The sequence below is a fragment of the Phorcysia thermohydrogeniphila genome (assembly GCF_004339575.1).
Lineage (GTDB): Bacteria > Aquificota > Aquificia > Desulfurobacteriales > Desulfurobacteriaceae > Phorcysia > Phorcysia thermohydrogeniphila.
This window is the reverse complement of record NZ_SMFV01000004.1, coordinates 174,964-196,451: the sequence shown is the minus strand read 5'-3', so window position 1 is coordinate 196,451 and position 21,488 is coordinate 174,964. Positions and strand designations below refer to the sequence as shown.

The 21,488-nt window shown below is 45.1% G+C and carries 18 protein-coding genes; 12 read left to right on the top strand and 6 right to left on the bottom strand.

Features of this window, described 5'->3' with window-relative positions:
* Positions 1-735 (bottom strand): pyridoxine 5'-phosphate synthase, encoded by a 735-nt coding sequence (gene pdxJ, locus CLV27_RS06610; RefSeq protein ID WP_132527075.1) that lies wholly within the window; start codon positions 733-735, stop codon positions 1-3.
* A 100-nt stretch (positions 736-835) separates the two neighbouring features.
* Between pdxJ and CLV27_RS06605 the strand changes: the two genes are divergently transcribed.
* From CLV27_RS06605 to CLV27_RS06595, 3 genes are read left to right on the top strand one after another with little or no spacing between them, the layout of a single operon-like run.
* Positions 836-1,162, top strand: coding sequence for a prepilin-type N-terminal cleavage/methylation domain-containing protein (locus tag CLV27_RS06605; RefSeq protein ID WP_132527073.1), 327 nt, complete (start codon positions 836-838; stop codon positions 1,160-1,162).
* Positions 1,149-1,676, top strand: coding sequence for a PulJ/GspJ family protein (locus CLV27_RS06600; RefSeq protein WP_132527071.1), 528 nt, complete (start codon positions 1,149-1,151; stop codon positions 1,674-1,676). The genes CLV27_RS06605 and CLV27_RS06600 overlap by 14 nt, the downstream gene beginning before the upstream one ends.
* A 50-nt stretch (positions 1,677-1,726) precedes the next feature.
* Positions 1,727-5,770 (top strand): PKD domain-containing protein, encoded by a 4,044-nt coding sequence (locus CLV27_RS06595; protein WP_132527069.1) that lies wholly within the window; start codon positions 1,727-1,729, stop codon positions 5,768-5,770.
* A 31-nt stretch (positions 5,771-5,801) separates the two neighbouring features.
* On the opposite strand, the gene CLV27_RS06590 is transcribed toward CLV27_RS06595, so the two are convergent.
* Both CLV27_RS06590 and rpe read right to left on the bottom strand, forming a co-directional pair.
* Positions 5,802-6,752, bottom strand: coding sequence for a ribose-phosphate diphosphokinase (locus CLV27_RS06590; protein ID WP_132527067.1), 951 nt, complete (start codon positions 6,750-6,752; stop codon positions 5,802-5,804).
* On the bottom strand, positions 6,749-7,420 hold the full coding sequence (gene rpe, locus CLV27_RS06585; RefSeq protein ID WP_132527065.1) for a ribulose-phosphate 3-epimerase: 672 nt from the start codon (positions 7,418-7,420) through the stop codon (positions 6,749-6,751). The genes CLV27_RS06590 and rpe overlap by 4 nt, the downstream gene beginning before the upstream one ends.
* A 74-nt stretch (positions 7,421-7,494) precedes the next feature.
* Here rpe and CLV27_RS06580 point away from each other — a divergent pair, with 74 nt between their 5' ends.
* The 5 genes from CLV27_RS06580 to CLV27_RS06565 are packed head-to-tail and all read left to right on the top strand — an operon-like array spanning position 7,495 to position 14,062.
* The gene (locus CLV27_RS06580; RefSeq protein ID WP_132527063.1) at positions 7,495-10,764 is read left to right on the top strand and encodes an ICP22 family protein; all 3,270 of its coding nucleotides are present in this window, start codon (positions 7,495-7,497) and stop codon (positions 10,762-10,764) included.
* A gap of 19 nt (positions 10,765-10,783) precedes the next feature.
* Positions 10,784-12,100, top strand: a complete 1,317-nt coding sequence (locus CLV27_RS06575) for a glutamate-5-semialdehyde dehydrogenase (RefSeq protein WP_425600134.1) — start codon at positions 10,784-10,786, stop codon at positions 12,098-12,100.
* A gap of 3 nt (positions 12,101-12,103) precedes the next feature.
* Entirely contained in the window at positions 12,104-12,226 is a 123-nt protein-coding gene (locus CLV27_RS08630; RefSeq protein ID WP_274542984.1) for a hypothetical protein, read from the top strand.
* Positions 12,223-12,861, top strand: coding sequence for a nicotinate (nicotinamide) nucleotide adenylyltransferase (nadD, locus tag CLV27_RS06570; RefSeq protein ID WP_132527059.1), 639 nt, complete (start codon positions 12,223-12,225; stop codon positions 12,859-12,861). Before CLV27_RS08630 ends, nadD begins: the two co-directional genes overlap by 4 nt.
* Positions 12,848-14,062, top strand: a complete 1,215-nt coding sequence (locus CLV27_RS06565) for a phosphoglycerate kinase (RefSeq protein ID WP_132527057.1) — start codon at positions 12,848-12,850, stop codon at positions 14,060-14,062. Before nadD ends, CLV27_RS06565 begins: the two co-directional genes overlap by 14 nt.
* Before the next feature lie 26 nt (positions 14,063-14,088).
* Here the strand turns inward: CLV27_RS06565 and CLV27_RS06560 are convergent, their stop codons facing one another.
* Both CLV27_RS06560 and trmFO read right to left on the bottom strand, forming a co-directional pair.
* Positions 14,089-15,282, bottom strand: coding sequence for a LysM peptidoglycan-binding domain-containing protein (locus CLV27_RS06560; protein ID WP_165863701.1), 1,194 nt, complete (start codon positions 15,280-15,282; stop codon positions 14,089-14,091).
* A 2-nt stretch (positions 15,283-15,284) separates the two neighbouring features.
* Positions 15,285-16,601: an FADH(2)-oxidizing methylenetetrahydrofolate--tRNA-(uracil(54)-C(5))-methyltransferase TrmFO gene (gene trmFO / locus CLV27_RS06555; protein ID WP_132527053.1), complete on the bottom strand. Its 1,317-nt coding sequence runs from the start codon at positions 16,599-16,601 to the stop codon at positions 15,285-15,287.
* Between the two features lie 68 nt (positions 16,602-16,669).
* On the opposite strand from trmFO, the gene rfaE2 reads away from it, so the two are divergent.
* The 4 genes from rfaE2 to CLV27_RS06535 are packed head-to-tail and all read left to right on the top strand — an operon-like array spanning position 16,670 to position 20,667.
* Positions 16,670-17,134, top strand: a complete 465-nt coding sequence (gene rfaE2, locus CLV27_RS06550) for a D-glycero-beta-D-manno-heptose 1-phosphate adenylyltransferase (protein ID WP_132527125.1) — start codon at positions 16,670-16,672, stop codon at positions 17,132-17,134.
* 4 nt (positions 17,135-17,138) lie between these two features.
* A complete protein-coding gene (truD, locus tag CLV27_RS06545; RefSeq protein ID WP_132527051.1) occupies positions 17,139-18,212 on the top strand; it encodes a tRNA pseudouridine(13) synthase TruD in 1,074 nt (357 codons plus the stop codon).
* A 36-nt stretch (positions 18,213-18,248) separates the two neighbouring features.
* Positions 18,249-19,847, top strand: coding sequence for a phosphoglycerate dehydrogenase (serA, locus tag CLV27_RS06540; RefSeq protein ID WP_132527049.1), 1,599 nt, complete (start codon positions 18,249-18,251; stop codon positions 19,845-19,847).
* 22 nt (positions 19,848-19,869) lie between these two features.
* A complete protein-coding gene (locus CLV27_RS06535; RefSeq protein WP_132527047.1) occupies positions 19,870-20,667 on the top strand; it encodes a TlyA family RNA methyltransferase in 798 nt (265 codons plus the stop codon).
* Positions 20,668-20,767: 100 nt separating this feature from the next.
* On the opposite strand, the gene CLV27_RS06530 is transcribed toward CLV27_RS06535, so the two are convergent.
* Complete coding sequence (locus tag CLV27_RS06530) at positions 20,768-21,478, bottom strand: N-glycosylase/DNA lyase (protein WP_132527045.1); 711 nt, start codon at positions 21,476-21,478, stop codon at positions 20,768-20,770.
* Between the last annotated feature and the right edge of the window lie 10 nt (positions 21,479-21,488).

The following is a 21,488-nucleotide window of genomic DNA, read 5'->3' as shown; positions in this document are numbered from 1 at the left end:
TTAAGAGTTTATGAGCCTTATCATCTCCTGAACGGCCTCTTTCATTCCTTTTAAGATTGCGTTTGCGACTATTGAGTGACCGATGTTTAGTTCCTCTATTTCAGGAATTTCGGCTATGGGCTTTACGTTCTTATAGGTAAGTCCGTGTCCGGCGTAAACCTTTAGACCAAGCTCTTTACCAAGCTTTGCAGCTTTCCTTAGCCTTTCAAGCTCTTCCTCTACTAATTTTTCGTTTTTCTCGGCGAAGGCTTCGGCGTAGCGGCCTGTGTGGAGCTCTACAGCGTCAGCTCCAACCTCTGCGGCAGCCTTTAGCTGCTCTTCCTCGGGGTCTATGAAAAGGTTGACAACTATTCCTGCTTCTTTAAGCCTTTTTACGGCTTCCCTTATCTTCTCCTTCTGACCGACTACGTCAAGGCCGCCTTCTGTCGTTATCTCTTCCCTTCTCTCAGGCACTAAGGTTACCTGATGGGGCTTAACTTCAAGGGCTATGTTTATCATCTCCTCGGTTACGGCCATTTCAAGGTTAACTCGGGAATGGATGACTTCTTTTATGAGTTTAAGATCCCTCTCGTTGACGTGACGCCTGTCCTCCCTCACGTGGAGGGTAATCTGGTCTGCGCCGGCAAGGTCGGCGATAACTGCTGCGTGGACTGGGTCTGGTTCAAAGGTTCTCCTTGCATTTCTGACAGTTGCAACGTGGTCTATGTTAACGCCGAGCCTTATCCTTTTTTTCATTTTTTTCCTCCTCCTGAGGTTTCTCGTGGAGCGGAGCTTTTGCAAAATCTTAACAAATCCTTAGGGTCTGTTATGATTTCAACTTAAGGGAGAGCTTGAGATGAGAAAGGCTTTTACTCTACTTGAGGTTCTTATAGCTGTAGCCATAGTGGGAATGGCCTTTGGGGCGTTCCTCGTACTTTCAGGGAGGATAGTAGAAACTACAGATGTTCTGCTAAAGACGACTCTTTCCACACTTGCGGCCAATAACGCTGTTAATGAAATTCTATACATGAGAAAAAGCTATAACAACAGGGAAGTAAACGTGCTGAACTACTCCATAACTGTTAATCAGGACTTTGAGGATTTGATGGGATTTAGGGTTCTTAAAGTGGAGGCCGGAACGCCAGAAACGGGAAAGCTGGTGGAAATCTATGAGGTTCGGTAGGGGTTTTACCCTCGTTGAGATGCTCATGGCGGTTGGGCTTGCCGCCTTTGTTCTTACGGTAGCATACGGGTTCTTCAATTCAATTGAAAAGTCTGGAGAGTTCTCTAAGGAGAACAATAAGCTCCAGTCATTAGTTCCTCCCCTCTACTACGTACTTTTAAGGGACGTTGAGTCCATAGATAGCCGTTACGGGAGGTTGAGCGTTTTAGAGAAATCCGACGGAAAAACGGAGGTGGAGTTCTATACGAAGAGCTGTTTTTTCTTTAGAGGGGTATGTAGGGTAAGGTATAGGCTCTATAAGGGCTACCTGTTTAGGGAGGAGCTCCGCCTCAATTCCCTCTCAGAGGAAGGAGTAGAAGTCCCTCTTATTTCTGGAATTTCGTCTATGGAAGTTTTTTCCTCCTACGGTGGAGAGTGGAATAAAGGAGGTGGGGGTAGATTAATCAAGTTTGTGTTCAAACTACAGGATGGGGAAGAGTTACCAATTGTGTTTAAACCCAGAAGCCAAAGGTAGAATGTTCTATAATTTCTAAAACTAAAGCGGCTTCTCAAGGGAGGGTCTTTATGAAACGTTGGTGGAAAGCTTTTCCAGTTTTTCTCCTATTTTTTGCCTTTTCCTGCGGAGCTTCTATAAAAGAAGAAGAAACTCCTCCCCCTCCACAAGAAGTTCCAACAGTAACGACCGACTTAGCTGGGAGTGTAAAGGCACTTAACAGGGGAGAGGAAGAGAAAGTATCTGCGGCGAGAGTTAAGCTAATTGTTGACTTTAACAGGAACGGCGTGTTTGAAGGTAAGCACTCTGAGGACAAGATATACCTTTCTGCAACCCTAAACGGGGAGTTTTTCATAAAGAGTATAGAAATACCAGAACAGGGAGCTTTAGCAGAGCTTATAGTTGAAAAGGAAGGTTACGCTCCTTACTACAAGGTTTTGGAGCTCTCCCCCAATTCTGAGCTAAACGTTAACGTTGAACTCCTGCCGGTCTCTGTAGAAGTTCAGCCGGTCTTGAGGAGTCTTAGGGGGCTTGAAGTTGGTAACTCAGAAGTAAAAGTTGACTTTTCACCGCTGGCCATTGAGGAGGATACTACCCTCCTTAACGTTTTCTACAAAAATTACAACTTAGAAGGGGAGCTCCCCCAAGCTCCCGGAAAACTTGAAATTGACGGAAGACCTTTAGAAGTTTTAAGTCTCCTCTCCTTAGAGCTAAAAAATCAAAGGGGCGAGGTCGTAGAATTTGCAGACGAGTTTACCTGTCCTTACACCATAAGACAAAAACTTTCTCCAAAAGCTATAGAAGAGATACGGAAGAACGGAGATGTTGACCCAAAAAGTGGCTGTCAAGTGCCGGTTTACTACTTTTCTTCGGAGACCGGCAAGTGGAGATACCTTGGGAACGGTGACATTGTGGACTCTTCTGGGGGAGCGGTTGACTGTTCCTCCCTTCAGGATGGTTCCTCTTACTGGGTGAAGCTGTGCGGAAAGCAGGGTGAGGGTGTAACCTTTTACGCTGTTGCTTATCCCTTAAAGGAAAGTGAGGTAACCGTCTGTTTCTTTACAGAGAACGAAAGCGGAGAGCCTGTAGCTGGAGCGTCTTTTGAGGTTTTCAAGGGAGGTTTTTACTCAGTAGCCTTTTCTAACGAGGAAGGGATTGCAAGACTCCAAGTTCCTTTCACAAAGAGGCCTTCAAACTGCTCCTCTCTGGGAGAAGAAGCTACGAGCGAAGGTATAACTTTCAGGTACTTTGAACCTTCATCTCTTTCTATGCCCGTTTCCTTAGATTTGTCAGCTCTTCCTTCCGGCTCTTTGAGTGGATGCTCCTGTCTCTTCAGAGTAAAGGTTCCCTCCTCCACAGTTGATGCCATTGTAGTGGCAAGGGACAGTAGCGGATATCCAGTCAAGGAGGCCGAAGTCTGCCTTAAGGAGAGGAACTTTGGTTTTTATGAGTGCAGGAAAACCGACGAGAACGGAATGGCCACTTTTAAGGTAGTTCCGGAAAAGGTTTACACGGCCTTTGGGGTCGGCCTTTCCTCTGTAACAAAGGAGGTTACCCCTCTTGACAGGTTTTTCTCCTTGACGCTTACAAATACGCCTCCGAAGGTTGAAATGACAGTTTATCCCAAGGAAGTAAAGGCTGGAAGCAATCTCTACATTCTCCTTTACGCTTATGACCCTGACGGGGATGAAATTAGACTAAAAGATTTTATGTGTGGAGATAAAAGGGCAAGAGTAATAGAAGGGGAGGATTTTGAAGGAGCTCTCTTCGTTACTGCTTACTGTACTCCTACTGAGCCGGGAAGCTACAAGGTTTCGGCCAACGTTGGCGATGCCTTTGAAATGTTTAAAGTTGAGGAAGAGTTTAACGTAGTTTCGGGGAGCTCTCCGCCTGTCATTAACGGCTACAACTTTTTAGACTCCGACGGAAAAGTAGTTTCCAGAGATTCCCTTAAAGTTGGCAATATTTATAAGTTGGTCTTTTACGCCTACGACCCAGATGGAGACCCGATTTCTTATAGGAGTGCCAATCCCTACTGTAGCTTTGAAGTTAACGAGAAAGGAGTGGCAACCTGTAGCTTTCCAAGTTCTGGCGATTACGAACTCTCCTTTGTCATTGACGATAGGAACGGCAACAGTGTGGAAGAAAGGATAAATGTTCACGTCAGCGATGGAGAAACCCTCCAGATTGTCTCACTAAACCTTGAGCCTGACATCTTCCAGAGTGGAGATACACTAAGGGTGAGAGCTCTCGTTTACGCTCCCCAGCTTGAAAGAGTTTACGCTACGCTGTTAGAGGGGGAGAGAGTCCTGATTCCTTCACAGGACTGCGGAAAGACAGCAGAAGGTTACTTTGAGTGTCTCTTAGAGGGGGCTTTAAATTTTGGAGAAGGAGAGCACCTTCTTACCGTGAAAGTTGAGGGAGGGAGCTCCGTAACTTCTGGAACGGTTTCTCTCTTTGCGGGCATTTCAAACCTTCCTCCGAAGTTCCTCCTTCCCCTTCCTCCAAGGCTTGAACTGGAAGCCGGAGTACCCTTTAAGTTTAAGGTAAGGGCCCTTGACCCAGACGGGGATAAGCTAAGTTACACTTGGCTTATAAACGGCGAAAAAGTTTTTAGCGGGGACAACGACTTTTACTACACCTTTGATTCCTCCGGCGTTTACAAGGTTGGTGTGGTAGTTAGCGACGGAAAGGATGTTATTTACTCGTCTTCTGAAGTAACTGTTGTTAACTTGGACGCTGGAAGGCAGATGGTAGTTCACTTAGGAGCGGAAGGAATATACGCTACCCTCTATAGCGATGACTACAGTTACGTTGATACTAAGGTTTCTGGAGAATTTGGAGCTGTTTACTTTGGAAAGCTACCGACTTCCGGTCTTAACTTGGCGGTGACGATTCCTCCCGAGGTTATAGTTCCAAAAGGCGTCGCTTTTGAATACTTGGTAGCAACCGTAGCCAAGGAGAAGTGTCCTGCTGGCGAGTGTGAAGATGTTCTTGACAAAGCTTTTTCTTGGATAGCTTCAAGGAGAATTCCAAAAGATGAGCTTGGAAGTTGGAGACTCAAAATAACGGACGAAAACCTTGATGGCTTTGTTGACGAGGAAGAGGTTTACAGGAGTTTTGGAAGGCTTTACGACCAAGACAAAGACGGAAAGGTTTCCTACAAGGAGCTCACCGGGAAGGTAAGGGTTAAGACCTTTGTGCTTAGGAACGTTGAGGGTAAACAGTACTTCTTGAACGATTTTGTAGATTCATTCTGGAAGGAGATGATGCCCGTGTCCTTGGGAGGTTTCAGGCGAGTTCAGGTTGTAGTTGAGAATACTCCTTCAGAGGCTTCTTTAAAAGTCATAGGAGCAGAGGGTAGTTGTGTTTCAGAAGGAGAAAAGGTTCTCTGTGACCTTTCAGTACCCCTTCAGGACAACGGATTCTTTAGCTTTATTCTCTTTGACGAAAGTAGCAAGAAGGCCTATACGGTGAGGGACTTAGATACTTCCTCCTTTATCCTTGACTACGGAGAGTTTGTTCCTCCAAAGAGCTTTGGTGTGGTAGGGCTTGATGCTGGTGAGAAGGTGGAAGTCTTTGCGAGCTACTCTGAGAACGTTTATTCCCTTTTAAGTACAGAAGTTGACGGGACGTACCAAGTTTCTCAACATAGGCTTGGGAGTGGCTACTTTGCAAACTTCTCCCTTACGCGTCCAAAGGAGGACGGCGTAAAGGTAGAGATGGTAAATAACTACTTCTTGGGTGATTCTCTTCCAGATTACCTAAAGGTTGAGCAGTTAAGGGGAGAGCTCTTAGAAGTTGACATTTCCTATCATCCTAACGACAGGGAAGCAGTTCTTGAGGGAGTGGATATCTCCTCTGTTAACGCTTTTTCCGCTTCTGAGACGTGTACCTTTGGAGACTACTCCTTTGAACTGAGCATGGAAGGGGAACTTGAAGGTGCTTCCTTCCCTCTACCGCAAATGGAGAAAGTCGTTCCACCAGCAGTTTACAGCTACATAAGTGAAGCTTGTAACAACGTTAACTCTTCCCACTACGTTGAATTGACCGTCAAAAAGTCGGAAAAAGACGGTTTTGAGAGTGCCCTTTACTTAAAGAAGGTTCTGCAATAAAGGGAGAGGGGGAACTTTCCCCCCCTCTGCTTTAATCCTCAAACATGTTGGTTATGGACTCTCCGGAGTGAATTCTCTTTATGGCTTCTGCTATTGTCTCAGCAACGCTTAGAACCTTAACTCCGGGGAAACTCTGCTGAAGGGGTATAGTATCTGTAACAACGACCTCTTTGATAACACCCTCTTCAACGGCCTTTGAGAGCCTATCTATTGCAGGACCAGAAAATACCGGATGGGTACAGGCTGCGTAGACCTCTTTTGCTCCCTTTTCCTTTATTGCCCTTGCGGCGTTTACGATGGTTCCGGCCGTATCTATGATGTCGTCTATGATTATGGCCTTTTTACCCTCTACTTCTCCGACTATGTTCATAACTTCAGACACGTTAGGCTTAGGACGCCTCTTATCTATTATCGCTATCGGAGAACCGAGGACTTTAGCAAAGTTTCTTGCCCTTGCCACTCCTCCAATATCGGGAGAAACTACAACGGTGTCCTCGCCTCCTATTCCTTGGGAGAGGAAATACTCGGTAATAACCGGCCTTGCCTCTAAGCGGTTAACGGGAATGTTGAAGAATCCTTCAATCTGCCTCGCGTGAAGGTCTATAACTACTACGTGGTTTACACCTGCCGTAGTTAAAAGGTCTGCGAGGAGTTTAGCACTAATCGGGTCACGTGGGTTTACTCTCCTGTCCTGCCTTCCGTAGGCGTAGTAAGGAATGACTGCGGCTATTCTGCCAGCAGATGCCCTCTTTAAAGCGTCTGTAAGGATGAGGAGCTCCATTATGTTATCGTTCACAGGCCTACAGAGGGACTGAATAACAAACACGTCACAGTCCCTGACGCTTTCGTTTATTACTACCTGAATCTCACCGTCGCTGAACCTTCCAACAGTTACATCCGCTAAGGGGACGCCCAGTTTTTCTGCAACAGCCTTAGCAAGTTCAGGGTTAGAGTTACCTGTCATTAGTTTAAGCTTCTTCATGACTCCTCCGAAATTAGTGTTTCAAACTTTTCCTTGAACTTTTTGACGTTCTCGCGAATGTTACCCCTAAAAACGGCAGAGCCGGCTACAATCACTTCAGCTCCGGCTTTTATAACCTTCTCCACGTTGTCAACCTTTATTCCACCGTCTACTTCTATTGTAACCTTTAATTCTTTTTCATCTATGAGCTTCTTTAACTTCCTTATTTTCTGGACAGAAGCTTCTATAAACTTCTGCCCTCCAAAGCCGGGGTTAACAGACATAATGAGGACAAAGTCAAGGAAGGGGAGTATCTCCTCAAGTAGAGAAACGGGCGTTGACGGATTTAAAACTATTCCGGCCTTTGCTCCGAGCTCTTTAATCATTGTAACTATCCTGTGGTGGTGGGTAGCTGCTTCGTAGTGGAAGGAAACCCAATCAGCTCCAGCCTTTATGAAGTCCGGTATGTACTTTTCCGGCTCAACTATCATGAGGTGGACGTCTAAGGGGAGCTCTGTGACTTTCCTGATAGATTCAACTACGGGGATACCGACGGTTATGTTCGGAACAAACCTTCCGTCCATAACATCAACGTGAAGAAGGTCTGCACCTGCCAACTCTGCTTCTTTTATGTCCTTTTCAAGGTTAGCGAAGTTGGCAGATAGGATAGAAGGGGCAAGAAAAATCATAAATATATACCTCCTTGACAGATTGTCAAAATAGGGATTTATAATAAAAGTAGAACCTTATAAGGGGAGTCGTTATGAAAATCAGAAAGCTTCTACTCTTTTCTACCATTGCGTCCCTGTACTTAGCCTCTTGTGGTGGAGGTTCAGATAGCACATCAAGCTATACCTTGAGGGGAGCAGTCTTAGCAAGTAAAGTGAAAGGGGTAAAAGTCTGCGAAGCCGGAACAACAAACTGTAGCGTTACCGATGAAAACGGCTACTATACTCTAACCGTTCATTCCCTTCCTGTCAAGTTGGAACTAAAGGTTGGTAAGGTTGTTCTGGGAGACGTAGAGGTAGCTTCTACGCAGGTAGAGGAAGCTGTTATCACCCCTCTTGATTTAGCTGAAGGAGACCCTGACGTCGCAGAGAAGGTGGGGGCTTTTATTCACGCTTTAGCTGGCGATGTAGAAGGTGATGATGTGGTTGTTGACTTGAGTAATGTGGATATAGAGGAGGAAGTTGACGTTGAGAAGAAGATAGAAGAAGGGGAAGAGATTAGGTTAAATCTTGGTGAATACGAAATCAGCGTTCATCAAAATGGGGTAGAGGTTGTAACTCAGCAAGGGGTACAGGTAGTAAACTATGATGTGACACAAGTAGAAAATGAGGAAAATGAAGTTTGTCAGGAGCTCTCTCAGCAGGAAGAGAGTGAGGGTACTGAGCAGGTATCTCAAGGGGAGACTGTAACTTCTGAGCAGGCTCAAAGTGAGGAAACTCAAACTTCAGAACAGCAGGAGACAGCTCCTGAGACTGGAACAGGAGAGACGCAGACAACGGAAACACAGACTTCAGGAGAGCAGACAACAACAGACCAAGCGCAGACAACGGAAACACAAACTTCAGGGGAGCAAACAACGACAGACCAGACGCAGACTACTGAAACGCAAACTTCAGGAGAGCAGACAACAACAGACCAAACGCAGACAGACCAGACTCAAACTACTGAAACACAGACTTCCCAAGAGCCAAGAACGGTCACAATTCGCGGCTTAGCCTATGATAGTGAGGTGGATAGCGGAGTTGCTCACCTGTATAAAGTGAATCCTGATGGAACCCTTGTAGAGGTTACGCAGACAGAATTTACGGGAGGGGAGTTTTCCTTTGAAATTACGGAAGGGGACATAGAAAGTGACGCTAAGTATATTGTTAAGGTTGAAGGCCAGATAGGAGGGAAAGAAGTCAAGTTTGTATCTACCTTGGGAAGTGGAGAAACCATCATTTCAAAAGTTCAGGAGAATAACGGTGAAGTATCTCAGGAAGATATTCCCGAACTTGTTGTTAGTAACGTGTCTACGGCCGATTACTTACTCCTCAAGTCTGAATACGGAAGTTTAAGTGAGATAAATACTGAGGACTTAGAGAAACTCTTAGCACAAGTAAAAGCTTTAAAGCTTGACGAAAGGTTAAACGTAGCGGCGGCAATTAAGGCTTACGTAGACAAGGGGGCTGAACTAAAAGAGGGAATAAGTGACCTTGCTGGGCTTGTAAGAGAAGTTATAAAGCACGTTAACGATGACGGTCAATTAACGACAAGTGAGCTCAAGGAGATATTTGCCAGTGAAGATGACATAGGAAAGTTTGGAGAGGCAATAGTTGAAGTTAAAGGGGATGAGAACCTTAAGAAAGTTCTCGTGGAAAGTGCAGTTGCTCCTGAGGATGAGGAAGTCATAAATGCCATAGAAGGAAAGACTTTCTACTTTAAGGAAGATGAGTACGCTCCCGTTTATCAGACAATTACTTTTGAAGAAGATGAAGATGGAGATGGAAAAGGGGAGATAGAAACTCATGCCTATGTATACACGGAAGGTGAATCTGGAGGGCAGTGGATAGAGGAAAATGACGTTTCTAAAATACCTCTATACCTCAAGAGATGGGAGGTTTCAGGAGGTAAGCTATACGTCTACTCAGACGCCAATATAAAGTACCTCTTTAATGTTCTCTCTATGGATGAAGATAAAATCGTAGGTATTGCTACGGCAGAAGATGATAGTAACATTAATTGGCTAAGTGACAAGTACGCTTTCATCTATGGAGATACTTCTACCACCTACCAGAGTCTTGAGGACTTTGTTTCTCACTTTACGAACTGTGACGTGGCTCAGATAATTCAGGCCTATATGAGTGGCAATTTTGAAACAGCTCAACAACTTGAAGGTAACTGTTTCTTAGGGGCTTTCAAGTTTGATACTCAGAATCACCAAGTTATCTTTTCAATGCCGACCTTTGACCAGTTTGGAAATCTGACAGGTAGCAGGGATTTAGTCTTTGGTAGTTATGAAATAAACGGAAATGAGATGAAAATAACCTTCACACCGGTCAAGTATGACGATGTAGAGTATCAGATATTCCCTCCGAACTTCCAGCCTGTTATTTATGTAAGGCTTGTTGACCAGCAACTGGCGGAAGAGGCACAGAGTCAGGAAGCAAGTCTTTATACAATGAGAGCGTTGAGACAGGAAGAGCTTACTACTGATGGAACGGTGGAAGGTGTTCCTCCGGAGCTCCAAGATACAGGAGATGTTTCTACTGATGGAACAACAGGAGAGCTGCCTCCAGAACTTCAGGATGCAGGAGATATAACAACAGGAGATGTTCCAACTGATGGAACGCTTGAAGAGCCACCTCCGGAGCTCCAAGATACGGGAGATATTCCAACTGATGGAACGGTAGAGGAGCCTCCTTCAGAGCTCCAAGACACGACAGGGGAGTTACCAACCGAAGGAACTACGGGTGAGTTATCTCAGGACGAAGGAACGGCTACTTCTTCCGAATTGGAAGGAGAAGGGGCTGAGGGAGTAACGTTCCCTGTAAGTGAAGCAACTCCGCAGGTCGGAAACGTCATAGTTCTCTTTGCAGCGGATAACTTAAAGATGACTCTTTACACAAGGGTTGACTTCGTTCAGTCCTTTGTCAGTGATCCTTTTGCGATATACGGAATGCAGCCTCCTGAAGGAGAAACTATTAACATGACGGATTCCTTTGAGAAGTTCGTTTGTGAGGAGTATATAGAAGATGAGAGAGTAACACTTCAAGACGTTGATAACCCCGATAATCAAGCGACCTTGTGGTGTGAGAATGACGAACTAAAAATCAGCTTTAATGGTGGAGACGCTGTTGACTTCAACGAAGATACCGGAAAGTTATCTGCCTGCCCAATCTTTGGAGAGGGTAGCGAGTGTACGATTGTTGATGCTACAGAAGTCGGCTTTACGGTCTGTAAGTTAGAGAACAACCAACCGAGTGAGTGTAAGTTCTTTACCAATACGGAGAAAATGGATGAGTTCCTTGATGACTTAGAGTAATTTGAGTTTTATGAAAGCTTTGAAGGGCGGCCTTCGTTGCCGCCCTTTTTTATTAAAATTTCCTAACAAAGCCGAGAGGGAGAAGAAGATGAAGGTGAGAGAGATTGCAGAAAAGGCAAAAAAAGTAAGTTTTTCCCTCGTTGATATTCCTACTGACGTGAAAAACAGAACTCTGTTAAGAGCAGCGAGGATAATAGAAGAGAAAAGAGATGTCATAAGGGAAGAAAACCGTAAAGACCTTTCTGCCGGTGAAGAGAAAGGTCTTTCCAAAGCGATGCTTGATAGGCTCCTTCTGAACGACAAAAGAATCAATGGGCTTATTCAAGTTCTTCACGATGTTGCCTCCCTTAACGACCCCGTTGGTGAGATTGTGAAGATGTGGAAGAGGCCAAACGGCCTCAGGATAGGAAAGATGAGAGTTCCTCTTGGGGTTGTTGGAATCATTTACGAGTCAAGGCCAAACGTTACGGTAGAGGCGGCATCCCTCTGTATAAAGAGCTCCAACGCCGTAATTCTTAAGGGGGGCTCTGAGGCGATAAACTCCAACAGGGTTCTCGTTAATATCCTGAAGGAGGCAGCAGCTTTAGAAGGATTCCCAGAGGAAGCTATTCAGTTCATAGACACAACAGATAGGTCTGCCGTTAAGGAGATGCTCCAGCTTGACGAGTTTATAGATGTAGTAATCCCAAGGGGTGGTGAGGGACTGATAAGGTTTGTTGCAGAGAACGCCAGAATGCCCGTTATAAAGCACTATAAGGGTGTTTGCCACGTCTTCGTTGATGAGTTTGCAGACCTTGAAAAGGCTTGGAACATTTGCTTCAACGCGAAAGTTCAGAGGCCGGGCGTCTGTAACGCAATGGAGACAATGCTCGTCCACAGCAAGATAGCAGATGCCTTTTTACCTACGATGATTGAAATGTTTAAAAAGGCCAAAGTTGAGCTAAGAGGATGTGAAAGGACGATAAAGTACGACCCCGACTACGTAAAGCCTGCAACGGAAGAGGACTGGCACGCTGAGTACCTTGACCTGATACTGGCCGTAAAAGTTGTGGACTCCCTTGATGAGGCCATTGACCACATAAACACCTACGGCTCTCACCATAGCGACGCAATTGTTACGGAAAACTACACAAACGGGATGAAGTTCATAAATAGAGTAGACTCCGCCGCCGTTTATATTAACGCCTCAACCCGTTTTACCGACGGCAACGTCTTTGGACTCGGTGCAGAGATGGGAATCTCAACGGATAAGGTTCACGTAAGAGGGCCTATGGGACTTGAGGATTTGACAATTACAAAGTACGTAATTTTTGGTGACGGCCAGATAAGGGAGTAACCCTTGATAAGTAAGCCGGAAGTTGGAACTTTCTTCTTTTGGTTTTTCTTTATCGTTACGGTTGTTTGGACTATCGTTGCCATTTTTCAAAAGCTCTGGGAGATACTGAGAAGGAGAAAGAATTGAAAGCCCTCTTTGGGGGAAGTTTTAACCCGGTTCACTTTGGACATCTTATCCTTGCAAGGGACGTTCTTGAGACTTTAAATCTGGAAAAAGTCATTTTCGTTCCGGCTTACCTTCAGCCTTTAAAGGGGGAGCTCCTTATCCCTCCAGAGGTAAGGCTGGCGCTCCTTAAGGCTTCCATTAAGGGGGAAGAAGGGTTTGAGGTCTGGGACTACGAGATTAGGGAAGGTGGAATCTCCTATACGGTTGAGACTTTGAGGGAGTTTCACAGGATACATGGAGAAAAGCCCCTTTTTATGATGGGGGCAGATTCCTTTAACTCCTTTCACCTCTGGAAAGAGCCAAAAGAAATATTAAAGCTGGCAAAAATTCTTATCCTCTTACGGCCGGGATACCAGCTAAAGTTAGACGAAGTTTTTAGCAAACTCGGAGTAACCTTACGTCACGTAACGGTGGAGAGAGGAAAGAAATTTCTTCTTAGCGATGGGGTGGATCTGCTCATCTTCAAGGGAAGAGCGGTAGAGATAAGTTCAACCGAAATTAGAAATAGGCTAAAATCGGGGAAGCCAATTTCCTTCTTCTTGCCGGAAGAAGCTGAAAAAATACTACGGAGGTGGTGGAAAGATGTCTTTCAGTAAGATGTTTAGAAAAATGACCTTAAGAGATATCCCAAAAGAAGAGCTTGAAGGAAAGAAAGTCTTTGTAAGGGTAGATTTTAACGTTCCCATTGAGAACGGAGTAATCCAGAACGACAAGCGTATAAGGGCAGCTCTCCCTACAATTAACTACCTCATAGACCACGGAGCAAAAGTAGTTCTCTGTTCTCACCTTGATAGACCTAAAGGCTGGGATCCTAAGCTGACGTTAAAGCCCGTTGCTGAGAGGCTCTCAAGGCTTTTAGAGAAGGAGGTTAAGTTTATTCCCGATTGCGTTGGCGAGGAAGTTGAGTGGGAAGTTGAGAACCTAAAGCCGGGTGAGGTTGCTCTCCTTGAAAACGTTAGGTTCTACAAGGAAGAGACTAAAAACGACCCTGAGTTTGCGAAGAAGCTTGCTAAGCTTGCCGACATCTACGTTAATGACGCCTTTGGAACGGCTCACAGAAAACACGCCTCTACCTTTGGTATAGCTCAGTTTGTAAAAGTTGCTGTTGCTGGGTTCCTCTTAGAGAAGGAGATAAAGTACCTCCAGAGAGCTCTTGAAAATCCGGAGAGACCTCTCGTTCTTATCATCGGTGGTTCAAAAGTTTCAGGAAAGCTTGAGGTCATAGAGAATCTCCTCAAGATTGTTGACAAGATGCTTATAGGCGGTGGAATGGCTTACACCTTCTTAAAGGCTGCAGGTTATAACGTAGGTAGGTCCCTTGTTGAAGAGGAGCTCCTTGACACGGCTAAGGAAATAATGGAAAAAGCCAACGGTAACGGCGTTAAACTCTACCTGCCGGTTGACAGCAACAATGCCGATGAGTTTTCACCGATGGCACACACTAAGCTGACAACTTACAAGGAAATACCTGACGACATGATGGGACTTGACATAGGGCCTGCTACTGTAGAGCTCTTTAAGGAAGCCCTTGCGGATGCCAAGACTATCCTCTGGAACGGTCCTATGGGAGTCTTTGAGTTTGAAAAGTTCCGCTACGGAACTATGGAGGTAGGAAAGATAGTTGCCGAGCATAAAGAGGCTCTTCGTATCGTTGGAGGTGGAGACAGCGTTGCAGCGATAGAGATGTTAGGACTTGAGCATCAGATTGACCACGTCTCAACCGGCGGCGGAGCTTTTCTTGAGTTTTTATCCGGTAAGGAACTTCCCGGCGTTATGGCTTTAACCGATAAACAGTAAAACTCTGGGGGCTCGTGCCCCCCTCATTAATAGATAATCAAGTTTATTCCCCTCTCAAGCAGGTATGGAATCTCTTCAGGTTTATCTAATGCGTCTACCAAGAACCACTCCTTCTTTCCTGTGCTAACCAAGAGTCCCTTTATTTCAAGTTTTGAACGGAAGTTCTTGTCCTTAGAAAGGGGAGGTTCGTAGAGTATCAGATTAATTCTCTTGTTTGCTAAGGGGACGATTTCCAGAAGTTTTTCAACGTCTGCCAAAAAGTTTCCTGAAAGAACGGCAACCTTATAACCTGAGAGCTCCAGCTTGACCCTTTCCTCTGGGTCAACGTAGTCGTAGACAACGTATATCTTGCTTTTGGGGAGCTCCAGTCCAAGCTCGTTTACTTTTCCCTTTTCTCCGAGGAGAATTTCTACAAGGCTATTTAGCTTATCCAGACCCTCACCGGGGAGGATTTTTAGCTCTCCTTTCCCTTCCTTTTTAATATCAAGATGAGGAGCTTTCGGCTGGAGAACTTCTATACCGTAGGAGCGTAAAAGTCCAAGAAGGCCACAAGGAGTATCGGGTTTAAGGTTAATAATGGTCAACTGTCCTGAAAGTTTGTTGTAGCCCATGTAGTCGTAGTGGTAAGTAAGAATATCGTTTAGCCCCAGAATTATCTTTCCATTTTTCTTGATATCAAGGAAGTTACCTGCAATTTGTTCTTCTATTAGCTCTTTGAGTTTCTTGCCGTCTATGATTTCTATTCCCAAGTCGCCGAGGGCTTTCCGTGTTTCTTCGTCTAAGCTTTTAGAAAGGTCCACAATAAACTTTTTTCCACCGATTTCTACCTTAGGCGTTTCCCTGTAGTCAATTTTCTTTTCTCCTAAGAAGAAAACGCCTTCATTCTCTACTTTACCTCCGACTACTTTTACTGAAGGAATCAAGTACCTTTCCGGGGAGGATTTTGTCTTTCCCTGAGAGTCTTTCCCTACAGGGAGTTTTAGGCGCTGGCCAACGTATATGAGGTTGGGGTTCTTTAGTTTGTTAATCTTAACCACTTTGTTAAGGTAGATGGGAGGGATATGGAACTTCCTAAGGATACCGTAAAGGGTATCTCCTTTCTTGACCTTATAGATAATCAGCTGACTGGGAGCTCCCTGACGTTCCTTTTCCTTGACTATCTTTATCTCGTAAATGGTTCCTTGTGCCTCATTCGTTCCTAAGAGTAACAAGAGGGCCAAACTCAGGACAGCTCTTTTAACCATTCTTTCATGTCCTTCAAGGCTTTTTCTGCTAAGTAAGCCCTTCTCTCTTTCTTCCCCCTTATTCTCTTTTCCGGTGGAGGGAGAAGGCCAAAGTTTGCGTTCATTGGTTGAAAGCTCTTGGGGTCAGCTTCGGTGATGTATTTTAGCAAAGCGCCTATCATCGTTGTCTCTGGAGGGTAGACTGGGGTTTTACCCTCAAGGAGTCTAACTGCGTTCATTCCGGCTATGATACCGCTTGCGGCCGACTCGGGGTAACCTTCCACGCCGGTTATCTGACCGGCAAATAGGACTTTTGGGTTCTTCTTTAACTGGAGAGTTCTCAGGAGGAGCTTAGGGGAGTTTATAAATGTGTTCCTGTGGATACTTCCGTAACGGGCGAACTCGGCATTTTCAAGGCCGGGTATAAGTCTGAAAACCCTTTTCTGCTCTGGGTATTTGAGCTTTGTCTGGAAGCCGACAAGGTTTAGTAGCGTTCCTTCCTTGTTCTCTTTCCTGAGCTGGACTACGGCAAAGGGCTGTTTTCCGGTTCTCGGGTCAATAATTCCGACAGGCCTTAAAGGCCCAAAAAGTAGCGTCTGCTTTCCCCTCTCTGCCATTTCTTCTATTGGCATGCAGCCTTCAAAGTAGCAGGCCTTCTCAAAGTCCTTAAGGGGAACTTTTTCGGCCTCCATCAGGGTGTTGTAGAACCTCTCGTACTCCTCTTCCGTCATGGGACAGTTTAGGTAGTCGTCTCCACCTTTCCCGTAACGGGAGCCCCAGAAGCACTTTGAGTAGTCAATCGTGTCTGCATAGACTATCGGCGAAATTGCGTCGTAGAAGTAGAGCTCCTTCTCTCCCAAGTAGTTCCTTAAGTATTCAGAAAATTCATCTGAGGTAAGAGGGCCAGTCGCGACAATCGTTATTCCCTCTTCCGGTATCTCTTTTACCTCTTCCCTTATTACCTCAATATTTGGATGGTTTTCTATTTTTTCTGTTATGTAGTCTGCGAACTTATCCCTATCTACGGCGAGAGCTCCCCCTGCCGGAACTTCCGTTTTCTTGGCAGCTTCAACGACTAAGGAGTCAAGGAGCTCCATCTCAGCCTTTAAAAGTCCCCTTGGGGTCGTTAGCTCCTTCCCGCCGAGGGTGTTACTGCAGACGAGCTCTGCAAACTTGTCCGTCTTGTGGGCAGGGGTTGTCTTCTTCGGTCTCATCTCAAAGAGTCTAACCTTGTGGCCACTTTGGGCTATCCTCCAAGCAGCTTCAACCCCTGCAAGCCCAGCTCCAATTACGTTTATAACTTCCTTTCCTTTCAATTTCTTCTCCTTTAAAATAGACTTAGCTTTAAAAGAGAAATTTAGTCTGGAGAGGTGCTTTGAGCAGGATTATTAGGGACATAGAGGAATTAAAAAAGCTCGTTGAGGACTTAAAGTCTCAGAGGAAAAGGATAGTTTTCACAAACGGGTGCTTTGACATACTTCACGCCGGTCATGTTGACTACTTGGAAAAGGCCAAGTCCTTTGGGAATGTTCTGATAGTCGGAATGAACAGCGATAGCTCTATAAGGAGGATAAAAGGGGAGAGGCGCCCAATAGTTCCAGAAAGTTACAGGGCAAGGGTTTTAATAGGTCTTAAGGCTGTGGACTACGTTTTTATATTTGAGGACGATACTCCTTATGAAGTGATTAAAACTGTTAGGCCTCACGTTCTTGTTAAGGGGGCGGACTGGGAACTTGAAAAGATTGTCGGAAGGGAGTTTGCCGAAAGGGTAGAGAGAATTCCCTTTGAGTATGACATTTCAACTACAAAAATAATAGAGAGAATAAAGGAAAGGTACTGTCGGGACTAAAAGGTTGGCGAAAATAAAACAAAAGCCTGAAGATTTTGAAGTTACAGAAGTCTTAAAAGAGCCCCTTAAGAAGGAAGGGGCTTTTCTGGTCTATAAGCTCTGGAAAAAGGGACTTGAGACGGAAGAGGCGATAAGAAAAGTTGCTAACCTTTGTAGAGTTCCCGTAAAAGTAATTTCAAAAGGAGGTTTAAAGGACAAAAACGCCGTTACTGTTCAGTTCATAGCCGTTCCTGAGAAGTTCAGGTTAAAAGAGCTATCCTTCCCAAACTTAAAGCTTACCTTTGCAGGAAGGAGAAATAAACCTTTAAACCCTTCAGAAGTTGCAGGAAACTTTTTCAGGATAACTGTAAGGGGAGCTCCTTTCCCTCCAGAGGAGAGAGTAAATGTTCTGAAAACTTACGGAATTCCGAACTACTACGGTGAGCAGAGGTTTACTCCGGTAAGGGGTAATACCTTCTTTGTGGAGTACATTGCTAAGGGAGATTTAGAGGGAGCTCTTCTCTACCTCTTTAAACCTGCCGGCTGGGAGGGTTCAAGGAGCCGTAAAGGTAAAAGAGCTTTCTTAAAAGGGGATTACGGGACGGCCGAAAAGTTTCTTACAGGCTGGAGAAAGATGGTAGCCAATTTCCTGAGAAAAAACCCTGATAGACTAAAAGAGGCTTTTAACTTAATTCCTCCTTCAGAGATTGAGTTTCAGTTTAACGTTTTCCAGAGTTTTCTTTTCAACGAGTGGCTTAAAGAGTTAATCCAGTCTAAGACGTGTAAATTCGTAAGGTTTAGGTACAAGTTAGGAGATATGCTCTTTCCTTTAGAGAAAGTTGAGATTCCGGAAACCCTTCCGGTGTTCCATCCAGAAGTTTCTGTTCCCTTCTACGAGAGTAAGCTAAGGGAAATTGGAATTAAAAGGGAAGAAATGAAAAGTTACTCTAAACTCTTTCATAGTTTCTCACGCAGGACTTTTGTCCCTGTTAAGGACTTTAAACTTTCTAAGGGCGTGGATGGGATAAGGCTTTCCTTTTTCCTCCCCTCCGGGGCTTACGCGACGAACGTCCTAAGGTTTCTCCTTGATGCAGTATAATCCACTCACTAAAGAGTTTAAGGAGGTTGAGAAGGAATGTCTGTATATAAAGTTCTCATTACAGAGCACATAGCAGAGGCCGGAATAGAGCTCCTTAAGAGCCAGCCCGACATTGAGGTAACCTACGAGCCGGAGCTCTTTAGGGACTTTGAAAAGATCTTAGAAATAATCCCTGAGTACGACGCCCTCATTACCCGTAGCGGAACTCCCGTAACGGAAGAGTTATTAGAAAGGGCAAAGAGGCTGAAAGTTGTAGGAAGGGCAGGGGTTGGAGTTGACAACATTGACCTTAACGCAGCTTCCCGCAGGGGAATCTTGGTTGTAAACGCCCCAACCGGTAACACCTTGGCGGCCACAGAACACACAATGGGAATGATGATTGCCGCCGCAAGGCTAATTCCTTATGCTCACAAGTCCTTAAAGGAAGAGAGGAAGTGGGAAAGGAAGAAGTTTATGGGTGTTGAGCTTGCCGGTAAGACCCTTGGAATAATCGGCTTTGGAAGGATAGGTTCTCGCGTAGGTATAAGGGCTAAAGCCTTTGATATGAAGGTGATAGCCTACGACCCCTATATAAAGAGGGAAAAGGCCGAAAGGCTTGGGGTTGAACTTGTTGACGACCTTGAGGAGCTCCTAAGGCGCTCCGACATCATAACGGTTCACACTCCCCTGACCGAAGAGACAAAGAACATGATAACCAAGAAAGAAATAGAGAAGATGAAGGACGGCGTTATAATCCTCAACATCGCAAGGGGAGGAATAATAAACGAGAAAGACCTCTACGATGCCTTAGTTAGTGGTAAGGTAAGGGCTGCTGCAGTTGACGTCTTCTCCAAAGAGCCCGCAACTGACAACATCCTCCTTGACGCTCCAAACATCATCGTAACTCCCCACATTGGAGCTAACACCTACGAGTCCCAGACAAACGTAGCTGTAATAATTGCAAATCAGGTTCTTGCCGCCTTAAGGGGAGAAGAGGTAGAGTTTGCAGTTAACGCTCCTTACGAGGACACTGCTGCCGCGAAGGTGTTAAAGCCCTTTATGGACCTTGCCGAAAAGCTCGGACTCTTTGCCGTTCAGGTTGCCTGCTCACGTTCTAAGGAGATTGTCCTTGAGTTCAGGGGAGAGATTTCAGAGGATACAAAGCCCCTTACGACTGCCTTCCTTAAAGGTTTCTTGCAGAAGATGGTTGATATACCGGTTAACCTCATAAACGCTCCCTTCCTTGCAAAGGAGAAGGGCATTTCCATAGTAGAGGTTAAAAGACCTGAGGGCATAAACTTTAAGAAGCTCATAAGGGTAACCTGTAAGTCCGAAAGTGGAGAGTTCTCTATTGCCGGAACGGTTATGGATGAGAAGTTTCCAAAGATTGTTGAGATTAATGGATTCCTCTTTGACCTTACACCAGAAGGCAAACTTCTCCTCATCAAGAACTTTGACGTTCCCGGCGTAATAGGGAAGCTTGGCTCAATCCTTGGTAGGTACAACGTGAACATTGCCGGCTTCCAGCTTGGAAGGATGGAAAAGGGTAAAGAGGCAAAAGGAGTTATCTTGGTGGACGACGACGTTCCACCGGAGGCAATTGGGGAGATAAAGGGCATTCCTGAGATACTAGAGGTTAAGCAGATAAATCTTTAGTTAATTCTTGGAACTGTTGGTAATGGCAGGTAAAGGAAGGCTTGATAAGCTCCTCGTTGAGAGGGGACTTGTAAAGAGCAGGGAGAGGGCGAAAGCCCTCATAATGGCCGGGAAGATTCTCGTTGACGGGAAAGTTGTAGATAAGGCGGGGGCTTCTGTCCCCTTAGACGCCAAGATAGAAATAAAGGGAGAGGACATTCCCTACGTTTCCCGCGGTGGCCTTAAGCTGGAAACGGCTATAAAGGCCTTTAACCTTGACGTTAGGGGATTTACCTGCCTTGACGTTGGTGCTTCAACTGGAGGGTTTACCGACTGCCTCCTTCAATACGGTGCAGAGAAGGTTTACGCCGTTGACGTTGGCAAAGGACAGCTTGACTGGAAGCTGAGAAACGACCCAAGGGTGGTTTCAATAGAGGGCTTTAATGCAAGGTATCTTACGGATAAGGAAGTTCCGGAGAAGGTTGACCTTGTAGTTGTTGATGTTTCGTTTATTTCTCTCACCAAAATTCTTCCAGTCGTAAAGCAATTTTTAAAGCCTTGCGGGAAAATAGTAGCCCTGATTAAGCCCCAGTTTGAGCTGACAAAAAGGGAGGTTGATAGGGGAAAAGGGGTTATTAAAGACCCTTCTCTTCATAAAAGGGCGATTGAAAAGATTCTTAACTTTTCAAGGGAGATAGGCCTCTACCCAGAAAACCTTACACTATCAAAGCCGAGAGGGCCGAAAGGAAATAAGGAGTTCCTTGTTCTACTTTCTCAAAATCCAGAGGATGATAGAGTAAACGAGAACACCGTGAACGACGTTATCAGCTTGGAGGAGTAAATGAGCAGAATTGTTTTTATTTCCCTCTCTTTTACTCCTTTTCTCTGGATGTAGTCGTATTAGACCTGAAAGTTGTTCAAAGAGCTGTTATTCCTTCCAGTCAACCGCTACTAAGGATTTGCTGTAACTTCTCCAGCTTTTCCCTTAAGTTTTCTGGGAGCTCCTTCATCTCTTCTTCCTTCATTCCTGCCGGAATCCAGAAAACGGCGTCAAGGTGTATCTGAGGAATACCGCTTTTTTCTGAAAGTTCCTCCCAGAACCTTTTGTCTGGGTTAATTTTTGATAGTCTTGAGTCAAGAGGTATACCTATCTCATCAGCTCCTTTTGGTTCTTCCCCGAAGGCTATTCTGTAGCCGTACATAAACATCTTTGCGGCGAAGACGATTGTTTTGCTGTCCTCTTTCTGGTTTAGACAGGAGGAGAGTTCTCTAACAAGTTCTTTTAGGTTATTTCCAAAGGCGAGAATGCTCTTTTCTTCGGTTATCTTCTCTATGCACCTGATAACTTTCTTAAGCCTTTTAAGCTTTGCGGGGAGAAACCGTTTGTTGTAGAGCTTTAAAAACTCCTCAAAATTTTCAAGTTTGGGACTTTTTGAGAAAAAGCGGGAAAAGGTTTCCCAGTAGTCTTCCCCTTTCATCTGGAGCTGGTAGGAGAGGAGGGCATTTACAACCACGAGCTTTAAGAAGAGCTCCGGCTCTTTTATGGCGGAGAAAAGCTTTTTAAGAGCTCTGTACTGTCTATCTTTGGACTCAAGGAGTGCAATCTCTTGTTCTGTAAATGACTTAAGGAGTTTTAAGAGCTCTGTAACCACCTGAGCCTCC

What these genes read in the sequence shown, in the direction of transcription:
- pdxJ (WP_132527075.1), bottom strand. Translation starts at nt 735, where the DNA reads ATGAAAAAAAGGATAAGGCTCGGCGTTAACATAGACCACGTTGCAACT.
- CLV27_RS06605 (WP_132527073.1), top strand. Translation starts at nt 836, where the DNA reads ATGAGAAAGGCTTTTACTCTACTTGAGGTTCTTATAGCTGTAGCCATA.
- CLV27_RS06600 (WP_132527071.1), top strand. Translation starts at nt 1,149, where the DNA reads ATGAGGTTCGGTAGGGGTTTTACCCTCGTTGAGATGCTCATGGCGGTT.
- CLV27_RS06595 (WP_132527069.1), top strand. Translation starts at nt 1,727, where the DNA reads ATGAAACGTTGGTGGAAAGCTTTTCCAGTTTTTCTCCTATTTTTTGCC.
- CLV27_RS06590 (WP_132527067.1), bottom strand. Translation starts at nt 6,752, where the DNA reads ATGAAGAAGCTTAAACTAATGACAGGTAACTCTAACCCTGAACTTGCT.
- rpe (WP_132527065.1), bottom strand. Translation starts at nt 7,420, where the DNA reads ATGATTTTTCTTGCCCCTTCTATCCTATCTGCCAACTTCGCTAACCTT.
- CLV27_RS06580 (WP_132527063.1), top strand. Translation starts at nt 7,495, where the DNA reads ATGAAAATCAGAAAGCTTCTACTCTTTTCTACCATTGCGTCCCTGTAC.
- CLV27_RS06565 (WP_132527057.1), top strand. Translation starts at nt 12,848, where the DNA reads ATGTCTTTCAGTAAGATGTTTAGAAAAATGACCTTAAGAGATATCCCA.
- serA (WP_132527049.1), top strand. Translation starts at nt 18,249, where the DNA reads ATGTCTGTATATAAAGTTCTCATTACAGAGCACATAGCAGAGGCCGGA.
- CLV27_RS06535 (WP_132527047.1), top strand. Translation starts at nt 19,870, where the DNA reads ATGGCAGGTAAAGGAAGGCTTGATAAGCTCCTCGTTGAGAGGGGACTT.